The sequence below is a fragment of the Sphingomonas sp. OK281 genome (assembly GCF_900115295.1).
GTDB lineage: Bacteria > Pseudomonadota > Alphaproteobacteria > Sphingomonadales > Sphingomonadaceae > Sphingomonas.
In genome coordinates, this window is the sequence record NZ_FOVZ01000008.1 from 40,555 (window position 1) to 65,298 (window position 24,744).

The following is a 24,744-nucleotide window of genomic DNA, read 5'->3' on the forward strand; positions in this document are numbered from 1 at the left end:
CAGCAGTGGAGACGGTGCGTCATGCTGCACGGGATTAATCTGGAAGTCGCTGCCGAGTGGAACCGGCGGATGTTACTACAGATCCTTCGAACGTCTGGTCAGAAGACCCGGCGCGAGCTTGCAGCGGTCACCGGCCTTTCCATGCCGGCGATCGCGAACATCGCGGGTCTTTTGATCAAGGACGGCTTCGTCCGGGAATCCGGTCGGACGAGTGGTAACAGGGGCCAGCCGGCGATCCGACTGCAGATGGTGAAGGATCGAGCGATCTGCATCGGCGTCGATGTCAGTTCCTCCAGGATGCGCCTCGTTGCCGTGAATCTGGCCGGACAGGTCGTTCACCGACGGACACAGGCGCTAGATGTCGCCGACGAGGCGGTGGTTTGCGCTACGATCGTCGACGCCGTCGCTGAACTCACTGCCAGCGGGATCGTCGACGCGCGCAAGGTCATCGGCGTCGCCGTGGCGCGGTGTGGTTCTTGGATCGACCATGCAGATCGGGGTGAAGCCGCCACCAACGCGATCGTTAGGCTCGGTGGGCGCGCGGATCAGCCTGCCTCGGAAAACGAGCTGACTTTCGTCTCAAGCTACGATGCATTGGCGGCGATGGAGCCATTTCAAAGGACCGATCATGAGGCAGAGCGCTTCGGGTACGTTCATCTCAGTGACACACCCTCGCTCGTGACGGTCACTGGACGGTCCACGGGCCATCTTCATGTAGAGGCCAAGCGCATTCCGCAGGGTGCGAAAATCGCTGCAAGGTTGCACGCGGCAAGTGAAGCAAAGCCAACCGCCCCGACGACGAACGATGGCACTGGCACGGTGGCCGATTGCGCAGGGGATCTTCATCTCGCTCTGCACGAGGCATATGGCAGGTCGGTACCCACGACGTTGTACGTGGGAGGTTACGTCACGGATCTGGTTGCTGTCGATCTAGCCACGGCGCTTGGCAAACTCCGCGGAAGCGGATCGGTGGTATGTCCGGCAACCACCGCCGATTACGCCATCGCCATCGGGGCTGCCGCAATGCTGATCGAAGATCGCCTCATGCCTCAGGGCGTGCTTTGCCCGAAGATCAACGACGACATCGGGGGAGAGCTCGAGAGGCTGGGTCGATTCGGTTCCCAATCCAACAACTGTGAACCAGCTGACGGAGGGGTAGCGAATTGATCGCGTCTATCACGCTGTCGCCGATGAGTAGCGGTTCGGAAGGATGCGTGGATCGGCATGTTTCCGAACCAGGTTCTCAGTGCAACGTGATCCGCCGGGGTTCAATATGACCCTGCTTGCCGTGCTGGTCGCGGTGGGGACGCTCGTGCTTCTGATCTCCGTCGTCAAGCTGCATCCCTTCGTGGCGTTCCTTATCGCCGCAATCGTCGCGGCCCTGCTGCTCGGGCGTCCGATGACCAGCATCACCACCAGCTTGAACCACGGTATCGGTGACATGCTCGGCTCCTTGACCGCGATCCTGTGTCTTGGAGCCATGTTCGGAAGGATCGTCGCTGACAGCGGTGCTGCACGCAGGATCGCGGACACGCTGATACGCATTGCGGGGATAAAGCGGATAACGCTTGCCCTGGCGGCCTCCGGGTTCCTTGTCGGGATTCCGCTGTTTTACAACGTCGGCTTCGTTCTGATGGTGCCGCTCATCCTGTCGGTCCAGCAGCGCTCGAGCCTGCCTGCGGTATATCTCGGAATACCGATGCTGGCCGGTCTGTCGATCGCCCATGGGTTTCTGCCGCCCCATCCCTCCCCGACCGCCCTCGTCGGGCTCTTTGGCGCGAACATGGGTAGGACCCTCGTCTATGGGCTGATCGTTGGGATTCCTACGCTGCTGATTGCCGGGCCGTTGTTCGCCCATACGCTGAAGGGCATAGTGGCGAAGCCGCATATGTCCCGGCCGGACAGTAGCTCGCAAAGTCTTCGTGTTCCCGGCGTCGCCGCCAGTTTCGGGGTCGCGCTCCTGCCGGTCGCGCTGCTAGCCGGTGCAACCCTCCTCACGTCCTTTGACGGCATGCGGCCGGAGGTGCTGATGGCGGCTGCCGTCGCAGGCGATGCGAACGTGGTGATGCTCAGTTCGCTACTCATCGCGACCATCGTGCTCGGCGTTGCGCAAGGCAGGCGCGCTTCCGACATGTCCGCAGGCTCGGTCGACGCCATCAAGGACATCGCCGGCATTCTTCTCGTCATTGCAGGCGCTGGCGCGCTCAAGCAGGTGTTCATTGACGGCGGGGCGGATGTTGCGCTGGCCGGCTGGCTTTCAGGACTTCACGTTCCGCCTCTCGTTCTCGGCTGGACCATCGCCCTCGCAATCCGGCTGGCTCTGGGATCGGCCACGGTAGCAGGCCTGACCGCGGCCGGCATGGTGCAGCCGTTGGTGGCCTCGCAGCATGTCGATTCCAGTCTGATGGTTCTCGCCATAGGTGCCGGCAGCTTGATGTGCAGCCACGTCAACGACTCTGGCTTCTGGATGTTCAAGGAATACTTCGGACTGAGCCTGGCGGATACCTTCCGGTCCTGGTCGGTCATGGAGACCCTGGTCGGCGTGTTCGGCCTGATTTTCACTCTCATGCTGAGCCTAATCGTATGAACGATCGGTCCCTTTCGTTTCCATACCCCATGGAACAGACAATGCGGTGGTTCGGCCCGCCTGATCCTGTCTCATTGTCCGACATTCGACAGGCCGGGTGCACGGGCGTCGTCACGGCGCTGCACGAGATACCCAATGGTGCGGTGTGGCCTGTCGAGGCGATCGCGCATCGCAAGGCGCTCATCGAGCAGGCCGGTCTCAGGTGGTCGGTGGTCGAAAGCCTGCCGGTTCACGAGGCGATCAAGCTTGGCGGCCCGGGCCGGGATGACGCGTTGGCTAACTACAAAAAGAGCTTGGTCAACCTCCATGCATGTGGCGTCACGACAGTGACCTACAACTTCATGCCGCTTCTCGACTGGACGCGGACCGATCTTGCCTACGAGCTTCCCGATGGCGCGTTGGCCTTGAGGTTCGAACCAGAAGCGCTGGCGGCCTACGACATTCATATCCTGCGACGCTCTTCGGCCGAACGGAGCTATTCCGATCACGTCAGGGCTCGCGCCGCAGTCTATTTCGCTTCGATGGACAGCGCAGCGCGCCACTGCCTGGAGCGCACGATCATCGCCGGACTGCCCGGTAGCGAGGAGAGCTTCGGTTCCGCGGAATTCCTTGCGGCGATAGAAGGCTACGCACAGATCGACGCGCAGACGCTGCGCGAGAACCTTTTCGGCTTCCTGCGCGCGGTATGCCCGCTCGCGGACGACCTCGGCATGCGACTGGTGATCCACCCCGACGATCCACCTTTCGAGCTTTTCGGCCTGCCGCGAGTGGTCGGATCGGCGGACGACCTGGGCAAGCTGTTCGACGCCGTGCCCAACGTCTCCAACGGTCTCTGCTTCTGCGTCGGCTCTTTCGGCGTCGCCGCGCAGAACGATCTGCCCGCGATGATGCGCCGCTTCGGCGACCGTGTTCACTTTCTCCATCTCAGAAACGTGCGGCGCGAAACAGGTGGCGGATTCCACGAGGCCACACACCTGGGTGGGTCCAGTGACATGGTCGCGATCATGAAGGCTATCCGTTCGATATCAATGTCGGGACGGCGTTCGATCCCGATGCGTCCGGATCACGGTCACCGGATGCTCGACGACCTGAAAAAGTCGGGAAGCAACCCCGGCTATTCCGCGATTGGGCGGCTCAGGGGGCTCGCCGAACTGCGCGGGCTGGAAATCGGCATTGCCGCCCATGAAGGAGAATCGCAGTGAAGCGCATCGTCTTGAAGAGCGTCCTTCTGGCGGTAGTGGCGGGCGGAACGGTCCCCGGGACCGCACAGCAGGTTGACTGGGCTTCCCCGCGACTCCAGCAGCCGAAGTTGGATGCGTTTGGCCCCTACGACGCCGAGTTCATCGCTGGTGGGGACACCATATCGAAGCGCGCTCAGGGCTATGCCGAAGGCGAGCACATTCCCGCAGGCTCGGCATGGACGATGTCTGCCTGGATCAAACCGGCAAGGCTCGTACCTGGCCGGGTCGAGGTCGCCGGCGTCGGCAGGCCCGGGGACGATGCTTCGCGCTCGTTGGATCTGGTCGATGGACAATTGAGCTTATCAATGGGTGGACGATCCCTCCGAGGCGGTGGGCCGCTCAAGATCGGCAGATGGCACCGCGTGGTCGCAGTCAGCGACGGCGGAACAGCCCATCTCTACGTTAATGGACGCGAAGTCGGTAAAGCGCCCACGTCGGCGTCCTCGCCCGAAGCGCTGATAGTGCTCGGCTCCCGCACGCTCGGCAAGCCAGGCTATGTTGGCCGCCTCGCGGCTTTCGTTGCCGCTCCGCAGGCCTACTCCGCCGAACGGATACGTGGTGAGGCTGCAGTCGTGCCGGACGAGAATCTTGTCCGTTTCGAGACAAACAGCCCCAGTTGGCCTCTTCAGGTGCGAACGCAGTACGGTGAGGCCGTGCCGCAGCGTGCCTGGACCCTTCCGAAGGGCATCGCGCCGTTCTCGCACCCTCAGCCCTCGCCCGCGGTGGAAGGCAGCCCGCTGATTCCGGTTCGAGATGGCCTGTTCGCGGTCAACGGCTGGAGAATGGTCGAAGCTCCGAACGTCTCGAGCACGCCGAAGCTGCTATCGAGCCCTGGCTACGATGCGAGCACATGGTTTCACGCGACGGTCCCCGGAACCGCGCTGACGACCCTGGTCGATCGTGGGGTCTATCCGGACCCGCGCGTGGGACTGAACAACATGGCCATCCCCGAACGGCTAGCGCGGCAGGACTACTGGTATCGGACCGAATTCACCCTTCCTCGAACGGAAGAGGGCAAGAGGCAGCATCTTGTTCTGAACGGCGTCAACTATCATGCCGATGTCTGGGTCAATGGTCGACGGGTGGGGGACGTCAAAGGCGCTTTCGTGCGAGGTCGGTTCGACGTTACGAGCCTGCTGATGCCCGGTAGGTCGAACGCGATAGCGATCCGCGTATCCCCGCCGCCCCATCCCGGCATCCCCCATGAGCAGTCGATGACGGGCGGGCGGGGCGAGAATGGCGGCGCCATGATGATCGATGGCCCGACCTTCACCGCCAGTGAGGGGTGGGATTGGATACCCGGCATCCGCGACCGCAACACCGGGTTGTGGCAAGGCGTCGAACTGCAATCTACAGGTGCCTTGGCTATCGGTGATCCCGAAGTGTCCACGGATCTGCCCAAGGACGATAACTCGCTTGCGGATGTCTTCATCGACGTGCCTGTGACGAACATTAGTGATACCGCGCTGGATACGACCGTGAGCGCCGCCTTCGACGATGTCTCCGTCGCTCGCCGGATCAGCGTACCGCCTAGGTCGACCGTGACGGCGCGGTTCAACCCATCGGAACACGCCGCCCTGCACGTTCGGAACCCGAAGCTCTGGTGGCCAAACGGATATGGCGCCCCGGCGCTGCACCAGCTCAGGCTTGCCGTGAATGCTGGGGGCACGGTGTCCGATCGACGGCAGCTGTCCTTCGGAATGCGGAAGGTGACCTACGAACTGTCCTCGCTTGATCAGCACGGTGACCTGGAGCGCGTCGAGGTCGATCTCGCGGAGGCGAAGCGACTTGGGACCCCAATCATCGACGAGCGGAACGCGGCTCTTCGAAAGGTCCCCAACGGGTGGGCGAACTCGCTGCGGCCCGGTTCCGAGCTGTCACCGGCGGTCCGCAAGGTCATCAGCGACCCGCGCCTTTCTCCGAACCTCGTCCTGAGAGTCAACGGAGTCCGGATCGCGGCGCGTGGCGGCAACTGGGGCATGGACGAGATGATGAAGCGGGTGGAGCGAGAGCGGCTCGAACCGTATTTTCGCCTTCACCGCGACGCCGGTCTGAACATCATCCGAAACTGGATGGGCCAGAGCACCGAGGAGAACTTTTTCCAGCTCGCCGACGAATACGGCATGATGGTCCTCAACGATTTCTGGGAGTCCACGCAGGACAACAACGCGGAAGCCGAGGACGTCCCTCTGTTCTTGGAGAACGCGCGCGACGTCGTCCGACGTTTCAGGACCCATCCGTCTATCGTAATGTGGATCGGTCGTAACGAGGGCGTACCCCAGCCGATCCTGCAGACGGCGTTGCAGGACATGATCTGGGAGGAGGATGGAGGCCGACTTTACAAGGGTTCGTCACGGATCATAAACCTCGGCGGATCCGGGCCATACAACTGGCGTTCCCCGGAAGGCTACTTCACCGATTTCGCGAAGGGCTTCGCGGTCGAAGTAGGCACGCCGAGCTTTCCCACGCTCGAAGCGTGGCAGAGGGCGGTCCCCGGGGCCGATCAATGGCCTATAAACGACACTTGGGCCTACCATGACTGGCATCAGGAACGAGCGGTCTCGGTGGCCAGCTTCATGGATGCGATGAAGCTGCGCCTGGGGGAGGCGACGAGCCTGCCCGACTTCGAGCGCAAGGCTCAGCTGCTGAACTACGAGTCGCATCGTGCGATCTTCGAGGGCATGAATGCCGGGCTGTGGAAAACGAACAGCGCCCGCATGCTCTGGATGTCGCATCCCGCATGGCCATCGGCGAATTTTCAGATCTATTCGTCCGACTACGACACGCACGCTTCTTTCTATGGAACGCGTAAGGGGACGGAGCCCATCCATATACAGATGAACTTGCCGGATCGCAGCCTAATGCTCGTGAACACTACCAATGCCCCGTTGCAGGACGTCACAGTCACCGCTCGCATCGTATCGCCCAGCGGGCAGGAACTAGCCACGAAGTCGGCCGTGGTTAGCGCCGCAGCCGATGACATAGCCGACATACGTGATCTCGACATCGGTAGGGATGGTGGATTGAGGTTCGTCAAGCTTACGGCGACGAGCGCCAAAGGCGTTCTGTTGTCGGAGAACCTCTACTGGGATGCGAGCGATCCGGCAGCGTTTAAGGCGCTCGACGACCTGCCCAGGATCCGATTGGAGATCGCGTTTGGTGGCACGTCACCAAATTCCGATGCTGGGATCGACGTCATCATACGCAACACCTCCACCTCACCCGTGCTCCAAGCAAAGCTGACGCCGTTCGATGCGGCGGGAGTGCAGATACTACCTGCCTACTTCACGGACAACTACGTCTCCCTTCTCCCCGGCGAAACGAGACGACTGCGTCTGCAGATACCGGCTGACCGAAAGCTCTGTGAGCTTCGGGTCCGGGGCTGGAACGTCGAACCCGCGTCGCTTCCCTTTTTCTCCCGAAAGGGCGGCTGAAAACCGGGAGAGAGCGTCGGTTCGACCAGAGATCCGAATCCACCTCCACCTGCCCACCTTCGGCGAATGGCCGGCCAAGAGGGCCTGCCACCCACCCTTCTCGATCAGGAACACACACGACATGCCTGCTGAGCTGCTCACGACGAAACGAGTGGAGAAACCCTGGGGTCGCCACAGCCTCTACGGGGGCTTCACGGACCCGGCGGAGAACGATGGACCAATCGGGGAGATCTGGTTTCAATCCTCCGAACTGTCCGACCCGGAGCTTCTGATCAAGTATCTGTTCACGAGCGAAAAGCTATCCGTGCAGAATCATCCCTCCGACATGGAAGCCGCAAAACGTGGCCTTCCGCGTGGCAAGGACGAGTGTTGGATCATACTCGACGCGGAGCCAGACTCGACGATCGCTTTAGGTCCTTTGGAGCCGATGACCCGAGAGGTTCTGCGTACAAGCGCGGAAGACGGAACCTTGGAAGGCAGACTGAACTGGAAGCCGGCCCAGCCAGGCGACTTCTTCTATTCGAAATCCGGGGTCGTACACGCAATTGGGGCGGGTCTCACGCTGATCGAGGTTCAGCAGAACTCCGATACAACCTATCGCCTGTTCGACTACGGCCGACCGAGAGAGCTCCATCTGGACGACGGCGTCGCTGTAGCGGATCTCGATCCTTGGACGGCGGAGCCCCAAGGCGGGGTCGTCGAACCCGGCCGTGAGATACTGGTCGAAGGCCCGACGTTCGTTCTCGAACGCTGGACCGGCAGTGATCGGAGGATCGATATGCCTGGGAATGCCCGAGGCTGGCTCGTTCCGGTACGCGGCACGGGAAGCGTAGGCGGGATCGCCTGGAAGGCAGGGGAATGTCTTATCGTGACGGGAAACGAGGATCTGGTCGCATCGGACGATGCGGATCTCCTGTTCGCCTACCCTGGCGCGGCCCGGATTTGACCGGGCTAGAGGCGAGCGGACGCGACATGTCTCACGTCACTTGGGGTAGACGTGTTGCGTCGCGCAGCGACGATAGTGACGCCACGCTGTTCGCGGGTCGCCTGATGAGTGCGGCTCAGTGTTGAGTGGGCTTAGGGACAGCATGGTGTTCAGGATCCAGCATCAGCGGCTCCCGGCCGAGTTGATCGCCGGATGACCAGAAGATGCACTTCGTTCGACGTCGCCGAGGGGGCCGGGGTATCCCAATCGACCGTCTCGAAGGCCCTGCGCGGCAGCGAAGGCGTCAGTATCGAAAGCCGCCGACGCGTCCTGGAGGTGGCGGCAGTGCTAAACTATCGACCGGATCAGCGAGCGGTCAGCCTGCGAAGCAGCGCAACGGGACGTATTGCGGTCGTCATCCTAGGCGATCCCGGTGTTCGTGGCGCTCCGATCAACTCGTTCTACATGGACATTCTCGCCCACGTCGCGGCCGCAGCGGCTGACCACGACCAGGAGATTCTGGTTTCCTTTCAACATGATCCTGCCAATTTCTTCGCCAGCTACTGCCAAGACCGAATTGCGGACGGGATCATCGTTATCGGGACCGCAAGAAACTCAGCGGGCTGGAGGTTCTTTTCAAAGGCGCGATCCCAGGGCGAAAACGTCATCTGTTGGGGAAGTCCGGACAACGTCCTTCCAACGCTGAGATGTGACAATCATACAGGTGCGGCGACTGCTGTTCACCACTTGGTTGCGACGGGTCGCAGGCGCATCATCTTCTTGGGCCCAGGTTGGCGTCGCCAGCACGCGTATCGAGATCGCCGTTCCGGCTACATTAGCGTCATGACTGAGCAGCGTCTTCCAGTCTTCGAAGCACAGGCAAGATTGACGGGTACCCGTGAGCTTCAAGGATATGCTGCAACACTGGATCTGATGAACAACGATGTCTCGTTCGACGCCATCTTCGCGGCATCGGATGGACTTGCTGTGGGAGCGATGCAGGCGCTTAACAAATGCGGTCGCGTCATCCCTGAAGATGTTGCCGTTATCGGCTTCGACGGCATTGGTTCCGCACCATACACGGTTCCCCCGCTGAGCACGGTCGAGCAGAACGGCGCCGTTGCGGGCAGTTCCCTCGTTGAAGCACTTCTTCGAATGATAGCTGGTGAAGAATATAAGCTGCCAGCCGTTCCTGTAAAACTGATCTGGCGAGCGAGCAGTTGGGCATCCGCCACCAAGAAATCTTCTCTAAGTCAATACTAGACACAAGTAAAACTAGAATTCTGTTCGTTACCCACAATGTGCCACGAGGATTTGAAACGATGCACGTCAATACAGAGTCTGCTTTAGCGGCGGACGGCGATGCCAGCCACGGCTATGACGCACCCGACCTGCGCGTGTTTGTGTTCGCGCTGTTCTTCATCTTCGGCGGCATCACCTCGCTGAACGACATCATCATCCCCAAGATGAAGGAGCTGTTCACGCTCGACCACGCGACCGCGATGCTGGTCCAGTCGGCGTTCTTCCTCGCCTATGCGCTGTTCTCGATCCCCGCCGCCGCGATCGTCCGCAAGGCCGGTTACATGCGGACCGCGTCGATCGGCCTCGTGACGATGACCGCGGGCTGCCTGTTGTTCATCCCGGCCGCAGGGCAGGCGAGCTTCGGCATGTTCCTGTTCGCGCTGTTCGTGCTCGGTGCCGGCATCACCGTGGTGCAGGTCGTTGCCAACCCGCTGATCTCGGCGCTCGGCCATCCCAAGTCGGCGTCGAGCCGGCTGACCTTCGCGCAGGCATTCAACTCGCTCGGCACCACCATCTTCCCGTATGTCGGCTCCGCGCTGATCCTCGGCGGGCTGGCGACGGTCGATTCCTCGACGCTCACCGGCGCCGCGCTCGACACGTACCGCACGGAGTCGTCGCGGACTGTCGTCCACACCTATATCGGCCTCGCGATCGCGCTGCTGATCGTCGCTGCGGTCGTGTGGACCCGTCGCAACCGGCTCAACGAGGAGCAGGACCAGACCGGCAGCATCTTCCACGCGTTCACGTTGTTGAAGCGCCCGCGCTTCGCGATGGGGACGGCGTGCATCTTCCTGTACGTCGGCGCCGAAGTCGCGGTCGGCTCGCTGATTGTGAACTATCTGATGCAGCCGAGAGTGATGGGCCTGAGCGACGTCGGGGCGGGCAAGCACGTGCCGTTCTACTGGGGCGGCGCGTTGCTCGGCCGGTTCATCGGCGCGTACGTGCTGAACAAAGTGTCGCCGGGCAAGGTCCTCGCCGGCGTCGCGACGGGCACGCTGGCGCTGATCCTGATCTCGGCGAACACCGAGGGCGCTTTGTCGGGTTGGGCGCTGCTGGCGATCGGCCTGATGAACGCGGTGATGTTCCCGACGATCTTCTCGCTGGCCTCGGAAGGGCTCGGCAAGCGTGCCGCGGAAGGCTCTGGCGTGATCGCCACGGCGATCGTCGGTGGCGCGATCATCCCGTATCTGACGGGAATGCTGGCGGACAAGTCGGGCAGCTTACACTTCGCGCTGCTGCTCCCGGCGATCTGCTACGCGCTGATCCTGGCTTATGGGCTTTATGCTCGAGCCCCGGCCACCAAAGTTACGATTTAACTGGACGTTCGTTTACGAGACAGCGCTTGGCGCTTGATAGTGTACAAACAAGATCTGTTTTCCTGCCTAAAGTACTGCCTCGGGACCCTGACGGGACAGTCGAAAATTCAAATGCCAGTTAGGGTATACCCTTTTTTTACAGCCACAGCCTTCCCATAAATCTGTGCCGACCGTGATTTTGATATAATGATTTTGAGAACGGTTTTTGGGAAAATGGAGATCTCAGCCGCTCGGTAAGGCCGGTAGGATGATCCAGGCGGCGCAGCCCTAATCCGGCTCGCCACGTCTGCTGTCATGACGCCGGATATCGCCTTGTGACAGCCTATTCCGGCCTCATCAGAGCATAAAAACCCGAAAAGGCTGGTCCCTACCCATTTCTCAGCGGCGGATCGTACGGACCTTGATCACGGGCGAGTTTTCGGACGGCCTGGATCCTTTTGAGAAAGGCCGCAGCATCAGGCGACGTCCGCTAACGCCATGTGCCTTCCCAATAGCGGTCGGGCAGCTTCTCCTCCACTGTTGCCATTCAACGGCCCAATGTGTGGAAAACCCGGTCGTAATCACCATTGTGCGACAAACAGGTGATTTCGGACGGTATCATCTCGATCGTCGTAAAACGCCGTCGCCAACCCCGATTGGCGACTATCGTGTGTTTTACGACATGGGGGTGCGGCAGCTGCCGACCAACATACGCCGTTCGTCGGTAGTGACGTCCCCCCTGTTTTTGGTCCATTTTAAGCGAGAGTTTTCCGGCCTTGAGAAGCCTTCGGGCAAGGAGCTGGACATGAAGAAATCTTGGTACACAGACGAGCAGATTGCCTTCGCGTTGAAACAGGCGGAAACTGGTACACCGGTGGCCGAAGTCATCCGGCGGATGGGCATCTCGGAGCAGACATTCTACCGCTGGAAGAAGGTGTACGACGGTCTCGGTGTCGGCGAGCTGAGGCGCCTGAAGCAGCTCGAGGATGAGAACCGACAGCTGAAACAACTGGTTGCGGACCTCAGTCTGGACAAGCACATCCTGCAGGACGTCTTGTCAAAAAAGCTCTGACGCCTGGACGACGGCGCGAGCTCGTCGCGCACGTCCAGGCGTCCCACGCGGTAAGCGAGCGGCGCAGTTGCTCGGCGCTGGGCGTCGAGCGGTCGTCGGTGCGCTACATCTCGCACAAGCCGTATCAGACGCCGCTGGTGATGCGCATCCGTGATCTGGCGGCGACGCGAACGCGCTATGGCTATTTCCGGATCTACATCCTGCTGGACAGGGAAGGATGGATCGTGAACCACAAGCGCGTCTACCGGCTCTACCGTGATGATGGACTGAGCCTTCGGCTCAAGAGGCCCCGGCGCAACGTCAGCGCTGCCAACCGCGAGCGGCAACCTGCGGCGCTGGCGGCGAACGAGATGTGGTCGATGGATTTCGTCTCGGACGCCCTGTTCGACGGTCGGCGGTTACGAGCGCTGACCGTGGTCGACGCCTTCACGCGCGAAGCTCTGGCAATTGACGTCGACCAAGGCATTAAGGGCGAACAGGTGGTCGAGGCGATGGCACGGATCTAGTCGAACCGCGGCGCTCCCAAGACCATTCGCGTGGACAATGGTCCGAATTTATCTCGAAGGCACTCGACCGCTAGGCGTACGAGAATAGCGTGACGTTGGACTTCAGCCGACCGGGCAAGCCGACGGACAATGCCTTCGTAGAGTCGTTCAACAATCGCCTTCGCGACGAATGCCTGAACGCGCATTGGTTCCTCTCCATCGCCGACGCTCGAGCCAAGATCGAGGCTTGGCGACGGGACTATAACGAGAGGCGTCCTTACACATCTCTTGGCTGGATGACGCCGGTCGAATATGCTGCTGCCGCGGCCATCAAAGCGGCCGAATGAACGCCGGAAACTCACCTTCAGGTTGGATGAGAAACCGGGGGACCCTCAGGCGGAACACCACGCATCTTATTGAATTTAGATGGCAAATCGCCACCCAAGTTTCAGGCAAGCTAATTCCTTTACCTTCTGCTTTAATGACTTCCGAAGGACAAACCGATGTCATCCAGCGCCTTCCTCATCACATCTCTCCTGGCGATCGGTCAGGTCGCGCCCGCCCAGGTAAGGGAGGTCAGCCCGATTCAGCTTGAAAGCGACATTCCAAAGGATTGGCAAGAAACATTGCCGGTTCAGGACTTTGCCCTTCGCGACGTCATGATTCCCATGCGCGATGGCTTGAAGCTGCACACGCTCATTATCGTGCCCAAGGGAGCCGCAGATGCGCCGATGATCTTGCAGCGGACACCTTATGATGCGACGTCGATCATGGCCGGGAACAGTCCAAACCTACGCGACCGGCTATTTCCGGGCGATCGGATCTGGGCCGATGCCAAATACATCATGGTCATGCAGGACATACGCGGAAAGCACGGATCGGAGGGCACTTTCGTGATGACACGGCCGCCGATCGGCCCGCTCAACCCCACTCGCACCGACGATACGACCGACGCATACGACACGACCGACTGGCTCATTAAGAATGTCCCGGAGTCGAACGGCCGCGTCGGGATGATCGGATCATCCTATGGTGGCTGGACGGTAGTGATGGCCCTGCTCGGCCCGCACCCCGCGTTGAAGGTCGCGGCTCCCGAAAGCCCGATGATAGATGGCTGGATGGGCGATGACTGGTTCCACTATGGGGCATTCCGCCAGAACAATCTTGACTGGTTCACCACCTGGAACGGACGAAAAGGCAAGGGCGCATCGGTTTCCCGTGAACAGTCGGACGACTACCAGGAACTGCTCGATGCGGGCTCGACCGGCGATTATGCGGTAAAACACGGAATCGACCGACTACCTTGGTTCCAGCGTCTCTCGGCACACCCGGCGTACGATGCTCTCTGGCAGGGCCAGGCGCTGGACAAAATCGTGGCTGCGCACCCGTCGACGGTACCGACGATGTGGCTGCAGGGCCTGTGGGACCAGGAAGATATCTATGGCACGGTCCATAGCTGGGAGGCGCTCAAGGCCAAGGGCCTCGGGAGCACGAACCATCTCGCGATGGGTCCGTGGTGGCACAGCCAGATCAACAGCGCCGGCGATCATATCGGACCGTTCAAATGGGGCACAGACACGACCGCCTGGTTCCGCCAGGAGGTGCTGCTACCGTTCTTCGATACCTATCTGCGGGATCGAAAGCCTGCCCGGCCGACGCCTAACGTCATCATCTACGATCCCGGCGAAGACCGCTGGGACACGTTTGCGGACTGGCCCGGCGCTGGGTCCAACGCACTCACTCCCCTGTACCTTCAGGACGCAGGCGCCCTGTCGTTCGCAAAGGCGGCAGGTGGGGAAAACGGCTACGTCTCCGACCCATCCAAGCCGGTTCCATTCGAGCCGTTGCCTATCAAAATGGACGATCATGCCACGTGGGCTACTTGGCTTGTCCACGATCAGCGCTTCGTGTCCACCCGTCCGGACGTGTTGAGCTACCAGACGCCGATCCTCGACCATCCGGTTCGCCTCGAAGGCGCACCGATCGCCGACCTGTTCATGAAGACGACCGGCACGGACATGGATGTCGTCGTGAAAGTCATCGACGTCTACCCGCCGACCGATGCCGAGCATCCCGAATTGGCGGGCTACCAGCTGCCGTTCAGCCTGGACATCTTCCGCGGTCGCTATCGACGGAGTTTCGAGCACCCAAGTCCGATCCCGGTAGGTAAGGTGCAGGAATATCGGTTCCGGCTGCCGACCGTGAACTACACCGTGAAGCCCGGCCATCGAATCATGGTTCAGGTCCAGTCGTCGCTTTTTCCGCTCTACGATCGCAACCCGCAGACTTTCGTTCCCAACATCTTTTTTGCCCGTCCCAGCGATTATAGGAAGACGACGATGACGGTGGTCTTCGGGGGCGAACAGGCCAGTGCGGTCTTGCTGCCAGTTGTCGGAAGGTCGACCTCTAAACCGTGAATCGTCCTATAATTGCGGTGCTTCTCCCATGAATCGAAGTCTCTGCCTACCGCCGACACGCCTGCCCACCGAGATCTACTATTAAACGCGGGGAGCGCGCACTGAGAGCGCCGTTGCTGACGGCGCCCTCGCGTTGGCGACGCCGTTATCGCCGTCCGGCGGATTGCCGTGACGCCGCCAGCATCTGGGCTGCGATGGTGTCGAATAGACCAAGCTCATTGGTGCCTACGGTATATAGGTCGGCGTGCGAACGACCGGGGATGATCGTAACGGTGGCATCGATCCCTGCGGACTTTGCGGCCCCGTCAAATCGCCGCCCCGCGCTGTCGAGATAGAAGGTGTCGCTGCCGCCAACCCAAAGATGGATCCTGCCGACAAGCGCCTGTCGGTCCGCAGGGGTGAGACGGTCCAGGCTCGCGGCAAGATCGTAATGTGCCCGCCAGTACGCCGCGACGGTGCGGTCGACCGCCCCCGTTGAACGATCGAACATCGGTTGCGGGCGCCCATCCTCTCCGCGCGGCGAAAAGGTCCAGTCGAACGAGGCGAACTGGCCGCCATAGGAACCGAGCACGTCTTCGATCCGCGCCGCAGTCTCGAAGGCCGACGCTCTGCCCCTCCCGAACAAGCGGCAGTGGCTGCCCGTCGCTTCCGCGAAAGACGTTGGCCGCCGGCGAGTAGATGTCCGCCTGAATGAACGCGTGAAAGTCGACCGGGTCGGGCGAGGTCGACCATGTCTCTCCAAAGAGCCGCGGATGGGCCAGTTGGAGATGCAGGCTGGCCCATCCGCCTGACGAATGACCGGTCAGAAAGCGGGCTCCCGGGCGGGCATCGGTCCGATAGGTACGATCGATATATGGGAGAAGCTCGCGCGTGAACGCCGCGTCCCAGGGACCGTTGTTGACGCTATCGACGAACTCCGAGGTTCCGTTCGGCGTCGTCATGTCGGGGATCACCCATATCATCGGCGGCATCTCGCCACGCGCCATGAGGCGCTGGAAACGGACCGCGAACTGCGTCAGATTCCATGGTGGCCCGCCGAAACCGTGAAACCAATAGGCTACGGGATAACGCCGCCCGCCCGGCGTATAGCCGGGCGGCAGAACGACATAGCCCTTCATCGCGATCGGCCGGCCCCAGAACTCGGAGAGCGCCTCGCTCCGCACGGCGAAGTTTCGTATCGAAGGACGTGCCGCCGCGGTATTGGCGACGGCTTTCGCCGAGGCACCGATACGGAGCGTCCAGGGGTCCACGACCGGCAGTTCCTTGTCCAGCGACAAGGTTCCACCCGCTGGCAGATCGAGGATGGCGACAGTGCTCACGAGATCACCGCCTCCGCGACCGTCGCGTGCGTAGCTATGGTCTCGGTCGAGCACGACCTGGACGGCATAGCGGCCGGCCGGCGCGCGCTCGAACGGTTGCGGGAACGCCCGGACATCCGCGTCGAGATCGATCGTCTGGTCGGGTTTCAGAGCCCGACCGAAAATTGAGTTGAGCGATTTCAGTGGCTTGTGATTCACCGAGGGTTACGAAGACCACGAGGATCACATGGGCTGGACCAAAACCGCTCGGCGCGAACATGACAGAAGCGGGCTGCGCTATGCAAGCGACTGCACCGATGAAGAATGGGCTGTCGTCCGCCCGTTGTTGAGGCGGACCTCCAGGGTGGGACGGCCGCGCAAGCACAAGGCGCGGACCTTGTGGGATGCGATCCAGTATATCGCGGCGACCGGGTGCCAATGGGCGCAGCTACCCAAGGATTTCCCGCCCTTCACGACGGTGCAGTATCATTTCTACCGAATGCGCGACAACGGCCTGCTCGATGCCGTCAACGCGGTGCTGGTGGCATGGGTGCGGGTATCGGAAGGCCGCAGGTCTGAACCGAGCGCAGGCATCATCGACAGTCAGTCGATGAAGACCACCGAGGCGGGTGGACCGCGCGGCTACGACGCGGGCAAGAGGATCAAAGGTCGTAAACGCCATATCGTAACCGACACACTGGGCAACGTGCTGGAGGGCGTGGTCCACGGTGCCGATGTGCAGGACCGCGACGGGGCTCCGGGCCTGATCGAGCGGGCCTGCGACGCGTATCCCACCCTTGCCAGGGTGTTCGCCGATGGCGGCTATGCCGGACAGAAGCTCGAAGCGGCAGTCGCGCACATCGATCGGCTGACGTTCGAAATCATCAGACGGTCCGATCTGGCGGGCTTTGTCATTCTGCCCCGGCGCTGGGTTATCGAACGCACCTTGGCTTGGCTCAACCGGTGTCGGCGCCTTGCCAAGGACTGGGAGGCATCCATCGCATCGTCCGAAGCGTGGATGGTCGTCTCATCCATTAGGCGGATGACGCGCCGTATAGCCAAGCTCGAATTATGAGTCGGGCTCTCAGCTCGGGACACTAGCGCCTTGAACATCATTGTGATGCAACGATCGCAAAACGAACCCCGACGTTTTTTTCTGTTCGACGAAGGCTTCCAGGAACCGGATAGCATCCTGCCCGCGTGATGGCATCACAGCCATGGCTTGCCGTATGGTCATGAACCGTTCTGGAAGTATCCGGAGCCCCGTCGTTCGAGCGGCGTCGGCTTCCAGCTGCTGACGGACGCCAGCCGCGACATCGCAGTTGTTGTCCAGAAAATATTCGACGACTGCAGGTGATGTCGGCGCACGTTCGATCGTCGCCTGTTTTAACGTGCGGCTGAGAAACAGGTCGTAGGCGCTACCTTCACCCACGGCCAGCCGGACGCCTTCGCGATCAACATCCTCGTTCCGGAGGACCGGCGAGCCTTCTCTGACAAGATAGCACCCTTCGATCAGGACATAGGGATTAGTCAGCGCGACTTCGGCGGCGCGCGCCGGCTCGTGCGCAAAAAAGGCTATGTCTACCGCGTCGTCTCGCAACCCAGCGAACGCCTTGCCGGCCGCATCATAGGGAATGAGGAGGCACGGAACTTCGAGTTCGGCGGCAAGCGCTTCCCCAAGATCAACGGAAACGCCATGAAGCTCTCCGGTATCCAGACTCCGTCCTGCAAGGATAGGGTTGCCAAGATTGATGGCGACCCGCAACGTTCCTGTCGGCGCAAACGCCGCTCGTAGCTCAGAGTTCATCTTTTCGTCCTTCGTTTTGGGCCATGGGTAGACATGCAACCGGACGTCCTTTCCCCATACCGAATGCATGTTGACCTCGGCGCGAGGATATCGTCGTGAATTACCGCTAGCCTCGTGAAATCCTGCTGCTTCAGAAGGACACCTGGACCCGAGTGTAGACCGTGTTCCCATCGTCACCTCCGATGAACGTGCCGGTCCGGTTGTTCGTATGCCATGATATGCCGTCGAGCGAGAGGCGCACCCAGTCCATCAGATACCAGTTGGCTCCCAAGGTGGCGGACCAGCCATCGGCGCCCGTCAGACCCGAATAGTCGAGCCGATCATAACGCGCGGCTATCTCGACCGCGCCAGAGCCTCCCTCGGCGATCGGGTGTAGTACACGCGGCTTCGACCACGTCCCCGTCCGCGCCACGTAAGGGGCCTTCTCTCCGGTCAGGTAGTAACCGGTCGAAATCGACCCAGCGGTCACCCCTGCCCCGACTTCGCCACGGGCGTAAAGGTCGCGCTTCGCATATTCTCCGAACATCCAGAGCGACTTCCACGTTCCGCCCGCCTCGAACCCAAAGGCGTTGCCGTGATCCGGGTTGAGTAGGCTCATTGCCTGCGTCGTGACGAGATCGTTGAAGCGACCGCCAACCTGTGTCGCGAGCGCAACCCCCGTGACGCCCGAGGAGAAGTTCTCGCGGTAGGCCCAAGTGCCAAGATGAATAATGGCATCCTGCGAGCGCCAGGGGTTCCAATGGACCCGGCCGGTAAACGTCGCGCTGTCGCTGACGCTTCCGTTGGTGCTGACGTCGTTTCCTGCGATCTGCACGGCGGCATGCCACGTGGGGGCGAATGCCTTGAGCGTCGCGCCCAACCCGAACGACCCCTTTCGTGGCGCGGTCGCCAGCGCGGCTGCGCTACGTTCGAGTAGCGGAAGGCTGTCGGAACTCGATGCACCGTCAAAGGACCGGTCTGTCAGGCGGTTGCCAAGCGACAGCTCCCAACTGGCTTTTCCCCATTTGTCCGTCAGGGCGAGATACGCGCTCCGGAGTGCTGTCTGATTGTTCGCGAAATCCGCTTCGACCAGATAGGCGAGCTTGTCGCCGGCGCGTCCTTCGACTCCGAGGCGAACCGAACGCGCTTCGGTGCCGGTGATGTTGCGAGCGTCGAAACGCGAGCCGAAGGTCGTCGAAAGGTCCAGCAGGGCTCGCCCCCGCAGGCGAAAGGCGAATCGCCCGTCTTGGCTCACGACTTGCGGGAGGCCCTTTTTCCAGTCGAACACCTCGTCTCCACCGGCGACCTGACCGGATTGCGACGGTGATGTCAGCGGGTCCGATGGAGGCCGCAGCGCGGCATTACCTGCGGGAACCTGCCGGAGCGCGTCGGCCCGTTCGGCGCGCCTGGTGCCGCCCTGCGCGAGTTCACGAGGCATGAGCGTTGTTGTAGAACTTGATTCGCGTGCCTGCGACCGTCCCCCGTTCGTAGCGGAAATGGCCTGTACCGAGCGTTCTAGCGCATCGATACGCGCCTGTTGCAGCTGGAGCAGGATCGCCTGTTCCCGCACCAGGCGTTCGAGCGCGGCGTCCTGTGCCCGTGCCGGCGTAACGGCGACGAGAGCGCTGGTCGCCACGATGGCAGCCATGAATCGTAGCATGATCAGGCGGCCGCACTGGGAAGCGACATCATGCCCATCCAGAACATGCTTCGATGGCCGACATCGACGTCGTACTTTCGAACAAAGGACAACGTCCCGTCATCCGCGATACGAAAGACCGATAGCCCGGCCGACACCCGCCGCAGGGTGTCCCTGTCGCGAACCATCACAGGCAGGTTGTGCTCTGCCACCAGCATTCGCCCACTAGGATCGATATGAAAGGTACGGGGGTGGATGCCGTGAGTATCCACGTGCTGGATCGCGCGAGGTTCACCGGTGCGCTGATCGATCGCGTAGACGACGATGCCGTTTAAGCCACCCTTGAAGACATCGGTACCGTGCGTCGACTCGGTCTGTTCGGCACGATTTGAGCCGTAGACGAAGCGACCATTCGGATGAACGTGGATCGGGCCGGCCGCCTGGCGAGCCGGCCCTCCGCCCGACGACGGCAATGTCGAGGTCCGGTACAGCAGTTCCGGCTCTATCGAGCCGTCGCGCATCCGTAACAACGCGATCTGGTTCTGCGTCTCTATCGACAGATAGACCCACGGACGCGTTGGATGGAAATCGAGATGCCGTGGCCCGAAATTCCGGCCACCATCGGGAGCGATTGATCGTTCGTTCGCGATCCGGCCGTCGTGATAAGCGAAGAACTTCAGTGCGCCTGGCTCTTCGGCGTGGATAGACGTTCCCTGGTTACCCCGAGTCACCAGGACTGCTAGCCGATTGTCGGGCGATACCCGTGCCTGATGCCCGTAGATTCCGAAATCGACTACCGCATTCTGCTCGACTTCGGTTCCGGCGGTACCGTCCAGGTTTATGCGGTAGATCCGCATCGCGCTCGGCTTGTTGAACGCCACCAGGACGTGGTCCGAAGGGACGTCGGTGCTGACGTGGATCGGTCGCGATGGCAGAGCGACGGCAGGGCCGTGAAGCGAGAGCGCACCACTTTCCAGCGAGACGCGCAAAGCTTGCAGATGGTGCGAACTACCGGCCGAGGCTCCGTTGCCAGGGCCGGTGTCGCTGGTGATTGCGTACAGGAACTGCCGCGTCCGATGTGGCCACACATATTGTACGGCGTCAGGCAACGTTACGGTCTCACGAGGCGTCAGCGTCAGCGCCTTCACGTCGACGTCATAGAGTGTGAGGCCGGCCCCCACGTTGGCGTACAGGACGACGCCGTCATCTGCGCCGGCGATGCTGCGACGGGCATACGCCGTAGCTGGCATAGCGAGGCAGCTGGCAATGGCAGTCAAGACGGTTCTCCGGTCGGTCATGGTGACGTCCCCCGATTGTTGATTGGAATGAGCTGAAGGCCGCGGTTCAGGCGTCGCGGATGATCCGCTTCAGCAGAAGCGAGAAGACGACCGAGGCGGCCAGGAAACCGCTCATCACGAGCAGGCCCGCCTCGAACGAGCCGGTCCTGTCCTTCATGTAACCGACGATCATCGGTCCGAAGAAACCGCCCGTCGTTCCGATCGTGTTAATGAAGGCGATGCCGCCGGCAGCGGCCACGCCGGTCAGGAACTTGGTCGGGATCGACCAGAAGATCGCGCGGGCCGCAGTGACACCGACGAGAGCGGCGGTGAGGCCGAAGAGAGACAGATCAAAGCGCCCCGTCGAAATCGCTATGAGAAAGCCGATGACCGCAAGCAGACAGCACAAAGCGAGGTTAGAGATCTTCCTGTTCGACTGGTCGGCAAAGCGTGCCCATATGATCATGCCTATGGCTGCTGCCAGATAGGGCACGGCGGAAATCCAGCCTATCTGCATGTCCGACAGATGCTGCTCCTTCAGGATCAGCGGTAGCCAGATCTGCACACCGTAGGATCCCACAGTGAAACCGAGATAGATCAGGGTGCACAACCAGACCCTTACATCTCTCAAAGCAGGACCCAGGCGGCGTATGGCCTGCTCGCGCTTTTCGTTCTCAAGGCTCGCGATGATGACGTCGCGCTCCTCGGGCGTGAGCCAGGTTGCTTCCTGCGGACGATCCGACAGAAGCCGCAGCACGAAGAAGCCGATAATGACGGCGGGGAAGCCCTCGATGACGAAGAGCCACTGCCAGCCGGCAAGTCCGAGCGCACCGTCGATACCGAGCATCATGCCACCCAGCGGCCCACCGATCACCGATGATATCGGGATGGCGACGAGGAACCACGACAGAATCCTCGCTCGATACTCGGCTGGAAACCAAGCGGAGAGGAAATAGGCTATGCCCGGAAAGAAGCCAGCCTCGGCGACCCCCAGCGTGAAACGCATTATGTAGAAGCTGATGGGTCCCGAGACGAGGCACATCCCGCAGGACAGCACGCCCCATGATATCATGATGCGCGCTATCCAGCGCCGTGCCCCGAACCGGTAGAGCAGCATGTTGCTTGGTATCTCGAAACCGCAATACCCGATAAACAGGATGCCCGCGCCCCACCCGAACTGGGTTGCGGTCAGGCCAAGATCGCGGTTCATCTGAAGCGCGGCAAATCCGATGTTCGTCCGGTCGAGAAAATTGAAGACGTATCCGAGCGTCAGGATCGGCAGCATCCGCCATATCACTTTGCGGAAGGCAACAGCCTTCAAGGTTTCGATGTCTGCTTCGGAACCGGACGATCCGTTACCTGGGTTGGCACCGTTGGCCATGAGTATTCCCTCTCGTGCCTGCCCAGTTTGCCGGGGTCTTGGCCATGCCGAGGTTCGCTCGGCGTCGAATGCGGTCTAGACGGCGGCGGACACGCCTTTGCCCAGCGTCCTGAGTTCGGACAGGAGCGTAGGGTTGAGCCGGATTCCATCCTGCCGTGCCCGTTTCAGATTCCGATTTTCGATCTCGCCCGGCAACAGCACAGGTGCAGCGGCATCGGCGGGCGGGGTCGAATGCAGGATCTCGGCGAAGTCGTTCATCCGTGACGACAGCCAGTTGCTCGATCCTAACCGCTTGGTATCGATCAGCAGGAAGTAGTGACCGAGATCCTGAGGCTGCTCGGGATTGTCTACCCAGGACTTTACGTGAGTCAGATAGGCCGCCCCCGAGAGGAGCCCCGCGAGCAGATCTACGACGAGCGCCAATCCGTATCCCTTGTGCCCACCGATTGGCAGGAGGAACCCGTTGAGCGCCGCGTTCGCGTCGGTCGTCGGCTTGCCCTCCTTGTCTGTCGCCCATGTGTCGGGAATCGGCTGGCCCGCTGCGGCCGCGTTGCGAATCTTGGCACGCGCTGCAACGCTGACGGCCATGTCCAGGATGATCGGATCGCCCCCTGGCGTGGGAAAGCCGAAACCGCAGGGGCTGTTGCCAAGGCGCGCCTCCCGCCCGCCCCAGGGAGCGATGGTCGTCGTGGCGTTGCTACCGATGAGGCTCGCGAATCCTTCCTGTGCTGCAAAGTAGCAATAGGGGGACACCGGGCCAAAGTGATTGCTACCGCGCGCTAGAGCCAATCCGATGCCGGTTTCCGATGCGGCTTTCATCGCGGCCCTAAGCGCATGCATGCCAACCAAGGGTCCTACGCCGTTGTCTCCATCGACGCGGACGATGGCCGGAGCCACGGTCTCTACCGCGATGTTGGGTCGGGCGCTGATCCCATCGATCCGCAAGCGCTCGCCGTACGATATGATCCGCCCAACTCCGTGGGTGCCAAGACCGAACATTTCTGCGAGCACGAGGACACGTGCCGCTTGCCTCGCGTCGTCGGCGGATAATCCCAGACCTCGGAGCGCAGCGACAGAAATGTCTCGAAGTGCGTCCTCAGTCAGAACTTTGCTCTCGATGTCTGTCATGGCGTCGGGCTCTCCATCTTCGACATGCCTCGTCGCGGCTCCGCGTCGGCAAATCTGATTTAATGTGAGCCTGTCCTACCGGTTTGACCTGGCCGGAAAAGCTAGGCAAAGCCGCTTTCAAAGCTCAGGAAACCTGTTCAGTGGATACCCAATTCCTCGCTGGCTTCGTGGCGTTCGCCCAGCATGGTTCAGTCGTGGCGGCAGCACGCCATCTTAATATCGCGCCGAGCACACTGGCGCTGCGGATCCGATCGCTGGAAAAGGATTTGGGTTTCGCGTTGATGACGCGGTCGGGGCGTATTGCCCGGCCGACGTCGTCGGGAGCGGCCGTAGCCCTTAGAGCCGAGGCAATTCTACGCGATCTTCGCGAGCTCAAGATGCTGTCGGACGAGGCGGAACCGCATGGTCAATTGAGACTCGGCGTCGCACAGACAGCAATAACTACGGTGCTGTGTGACGTACTTCCGGAGATCGCGCGAAAATATCCAAATCTCGAGATTACCGTTCAGAAAGGATCATCATCGCAGATATTCGCGATGGTGAACGATGCCAGTGTCGATGGAGCATTCCTGTTCCACCCACCGTGGACATTGCCCAAGGGCTTTGTCTGGCACGCGCTACGTGAGGAGAAGTTCGTCGTCATAGCTGACGGCGCAGAGGAAGAGTTAGACCCCTTGATGCTGTTGAGGGAGCGTCCCTTCGTTCGCTACGATCGGTTGCTATGGTCGGGGCAGATCGCCGAGACCTTTCTGCGGCGCGAGCGCATTCAGCCGAATGAGCGGGTCGAGTTGGACGCGCTGGACGCTATCGCAGTCCTTGTCGATCGTGGGCTTGGGGTCTCACTCGTTCCAGACCGGTCCATACCTTGGCCGGCGGGACTGGGAATTGTTAAACACGGCCTCGGCGCTCTGGCGCCGGTGCGGAACCTAGGGTTACTTTGGCCGATCAATTCAAGCTATGACCGGGTAATGGACAAGATACTGCAAGAGGTCTTGACGCTAGAACGCAACCAAAATCAGTAGAGGTCGCTCTCATATTCTTCCAGGCCAAGAAAACGCCGTAGGAGCTTCACGTAGCACCGATGATATCATCATCAAAACTGAAATTCAGGGATACCATGGGGGGGAGCTTTTGGAAGCTACAAGACGATCGCTCAAAGTCCAGAGCTTGACCGTGTACCACGGATAATGTCGAAATCAAACGAACCTGGTTCTGCTTTTCAGATGTCTGGATCGGCAATGCGTAAGCATAGCGCTCTAACCAACGCGTCCAGCGCCGGCGCCATATGGCGCTGCTTGGGGGTAACAAAGCTAGAATCTAGAGAATGGGGCCAACCACGCTTGAAGAAGCGCCACAAGTCGTGCATCCGCTAGGTGGTCGGCAGACCGCAAGTGGAGCGGCTCTAGCCACTGGGCTCTACGGGCACGACACCTGATCGACGGCGGCGCGATCCATCGATCACTCGATCGGACTACAT

The 24,744-nt window shown here is 61.1% G+C and carries 16 protein-coding genes and 3 pseudogenes; 12 read left to right on the forward strand and 7 right to left on the reverse strand.

The features are described from left to right. Positions 1-21 precede the first annotated feature (21 nt). The 10 genes and pseudogenes from BM244_RS20320 to BM244_RS20360 all read left to right on the forward strand — a co-directional run bounded on the left by BM244_RS20320 (position 22) and on the right by BM244_RS20360 (position 14,758). Positions 22-1,167, forward strand: coding sequence for a hypothetical protein (locus BM244_RS20320; protein ID WP_093400746.1), 1,146 nt, complete (start codon positions 22-24; stop codon positions 1,165-1,167). Between the two features lie 106 nt (positions 1,168-1,273). Next, on the forward strand, positions 1,274-2,587 hold the full coding sequence (locus BM244_RS20325) for a gluconate:H+ symporter (protein ID WP_093400747.1): 1,314 nt from the start codon (positions 1,274-1,276) through the stop codon (positions 2,585-2,587). After that, complete coding sequence (gene uxuA / locus BM244_RS20330) at positions 2,584-3,789, forward strand: mannonate dehydratase (protein ID WP_254784660.1); 1,206 nt, start codon at positions 2,584-2,586, stop codon at positions 3,787-3,789. The genes BM244_RS20325 and uxuA overlap by 4 nt, the downstream gene beginning before the upstream one ends. After that, the gene (locus BM244_RS20335; protein WP_254784661.1) at positions 3,786-7,262 is read left to right on the forward strand and encodes a glycosyl hydrolase 2 galactose-binding domain-containing protein; all 3,477 of its coding nucleotides are present in this window, start codon (positions 3,786-3,788) and stop codon (positions 7,260-7,262) included. Before uxuA ends, BM244_RS20335 begins: the two co-directional genes overlap by 4 nt. Positions 7,263-7,383: 121 nt before the next feature. Continuing rightward, a complete protein-coding gene (locus BM244_RS20340) occupies positions 7,384-8,208 on the forward strand; it encodes a class I mannose-6-phosphate isomerase (RefSeq protein ID WP_093400748.1) in 825 nt (274 codons plus the stop codon). A gap of 192 nt (positions 8,209-8,400) precedes the next feature. Continuing rightward, a pseudogene (locus BM244_RS23905) lies at positions 8,401-8,541 on the forward strand (LacI family DNA-binding transcriptional regulator); the annotation flags it as partial. A gap of 111 nt (positions 8,542-8,652) precedes the next feature. Beyond that, positions 8,653-9,450 carry a substrate-binding domain-containing protein gene (locus BM244_RS20345; RefSeq protein WP_254784663.1) on the forward strand — a complete coding sequence of 266 codons (798 nt, stop codon included), beginning with the start codon at positions 8,653-8,655 and terminating at the stop codon, positions 9,448-9,450. 59 nt (positions 9,451-9,509) lie between these two features. Next, on the forward strand, positions 9,510-10,805 hold the full coding sequence (locus BM244_RS20350; protein WP_093400750.1) for a sugar MFS transporter: 1,296 nt from the start codon (positions 9,510-9,512) through the stop codon (positions 10,803-10,805). Between the two features lie 784 nt (positions 10,806-11,589). Next, positions 11,590-12,688 (forward strand): annotated as a pseudogene (locus BM244_RS20355) (IS3 family transposase). Positions 12,689-12,844: 156 nt separating this feature from the next. Beyond that, complete coding sequence (locus BM244_RS20360; protein ID WP_093400751.1) at positions 12,845-14,758, forward strand: CocE/NonD family hydrolase; 1,914 nt, start codon at positions 12,845-12,847, stop codon at positions 14,756-14,758. Positions 14,759-14,903: 145 nt separating this feature from the next. Here the strand turns inward: BM244_RS20360 and BM244_RS23675 are convergent, their stop codons facing one another. Together BM244_RS23675 and BM244_RS23910 are read right to left on the reverse strand one after the other, a co-directional pair. Further along, the gene (locus BM244_RS23675; RefSeq protein WP_254784665.1) at positions 14,904-15,329 is read right to left on the reverse strand and encodes a hypothetical protein; all 426 of its coding nucleotides are present in this window, start codon (positions 15,327-15,329) and stop codon (positions 14,904-14,906) included. Positions 15,330-15,534: 205 nt separating this feature from the next. Next, positions 15,535-15,876, reverse strand: a pseudogene (locus BM244_RS23910) (alpha/beta hydrolase); the annotation flags it as partial. A 427-nt stretch (positions 15,877-16,303) separates the two neighbouring features. Between BM244_RS23910 and BM244_RS20370 the strand changes: the two are divergent. Further along, complete coding sequence (locus BM244_RS20370) at positions 16,304-17,131, forward strand: IS5 family transposase (RefSeq protein ID WP_093400753.1); 828 nt, start codon at positions 16,304-16,306, stop codon at positions 17,129-17,131. 9 nt (positions 17,132-17,140) lie between these two features. Here BM244_RS20370 and BM244_RS20375 read toward each other — a convergent pair whose 3' ends face one another. From BM244_RS20375 to BM244_RS20395, 5 genes are all read right to left on the reverse strand, one after another. Then, a complete protein-coding gene (locus tag BM244_RS20375; RefSeq protein ID WP_093400841.1) occupies positions 17,141-17,863 on the reverse strand; it encodes an ABC transporter substrate-binding protein in 723 nt (240 codons plus the stop codon). A 130-nt stretch (positions 17,864-17,993) separates the two neighbouring features. Next, the gene (locus BM244_RS20380) at positions 17,994-19,490 is read right to left on the reverse strand and encodes an OprO/OprP family phosphate-selective porin (RefSeq protein WP_175518334.1); all 1,497 of its coding nucleotides are present in this window, start codon (positions 19,488-19,490) and stop codon (positions 17,994-17,996) included. 14 nt (positions 19,491-19,504) lie between these two features. Beyond that, positions 19,505-20,779: a lactonase family protein gene (locus BM244_RS20385; RefSeq protein WP_093400755.1), complete on the reverse strand. Its 1,275-nt coding sequence runs from the start codon at positions 20,777-20,779 to the stop codon at positions 19,505-19,507. A 46-nt stretch (positions 20,780-20,825) separates the two neighbouring features. After that, positions 20,826-22,139: an MFS transporter gene (locus BM244_RS20390; protein WP_093400756.1), complete on the reverse strand. Its 1,314-nt coding sequence runs from the start codon at positions 22,137-22,139 to the stop codon at positions 20,826-20,828. Between the two features lie 75 nt (positions 22,140-22,214). After that, a complete protein-coding gene (locus tag BM244_RS20395; protein ID WP_093400757.1) occupies positions 22,215-23,267 on the reverse strand; it encodes an Ldh family oxidoreductase in 1,053 nt (350 codons plus the stop codon). An 83-nt stretch (positions 23,268-23,350) separates the two neighbouring features. Between BM244_RS20395 and BM244_RS20400 the strand changes: the two genes are divergently transcribed. Next, positions 23,351-24,289: a LysR family transcriptional regulator gene (locus BM244_RS20400; protein WP_093400758.1), complete on the forward strand. Its 939-nt coding sequence runs from the start codon at positions 23,351-23,353 to the stop codon at positions 24,287-24,289. Positions 24,290-24,744 lie beyond the last annotated feature (455 nt).

Coding starts and splice junctions, on each gene's coding strand:
- BM244_RS20390 (WP_093400756.1), bottom strand. CDS start 22,139: ATGGCCAACGGTGCCAACCCAGGTAACGGATCGTCCGGTTCCGAAGCA.
- BM244_RS20375 (WP_093400841.1), bottom strand. CDS start 17,863: ATGAACTCTGAGCTACGAGCGGCGTTTGCGCCGACAGGAACGTTGCGG.
- BM244_RS20345 (WP_254784663.1), top strand. CDS start 8,653: ATGGACATTCTCGCCCACGTCGCGGCCGCAGCGGCTGACCACGACCAG.
- BM244_RS20385 (WP_093400755.1), bottom strand. CDS start 20,779: ATGACCGACCGGAGAACCGTCTTGACTGCCATTGCCAGCTGCCTCGCT.
- BM244_RS20340 (WP_093400748.1), top strand. CDS start 7,384: ATGCCTGCTGAGCTGCTCACGACGAAACGAGTGGAGAAACCCTGGGGT.
- uxuA (WP_254784660.1), top strand. CDS start 2,584: ATGAACGATCGGTCCCTTTCGTTTCCATACCCCATGGAACAGACAATG.
- BM244_RS20325 (WP_093400747.1), top strand. CDS start 1,274: ATGACCCTGCTTGCCGTGCTGGTCGCGGTGGGGACGCTCGTGCTTCTG.
- BM244_RS20395 (WP_093400757.1), bottom strand. CDS start 23,267: ATGACAGACATCGAGAGCAAAGTTCTGACTGAGGACGCACTTCGAGAC.
- BM244_RS20380 (WP_175518334.1), bottom strand. CDS start 19,490: ATGGCTGCCATCGTGGCGACCAGCGCTCTCGTCGCCGTTACGCCGGCA.
- BM244_RS20350 (WP_093400750.1), top strand. CDS start 9,510: ATGCACGTCAATACAGAGTCTGCTTTAGCGGCGGACGGCGATGCCAGC.
- BM244_RS20320 (WP_093400746.1), top strand. CDS start 22: ATGCTGCACGGGATTAATCTGGAAGTCGCTGCCGAGTGGAACCGGCGG.
- BM244_RS20360 (WP_093400751.1), top strand. CDS start 12,845: ATGTCATCCAGCGCCTTCCTCATCACATCTCTCCTGGCGATCGGTCAG.
- BM244_RS20370 (WP_093400753.1), top strand. CDS start 16,304: ATGGGCTGGACCAAAACCGCTCGGCGCGAACATGACAGAAGCGGGCTG.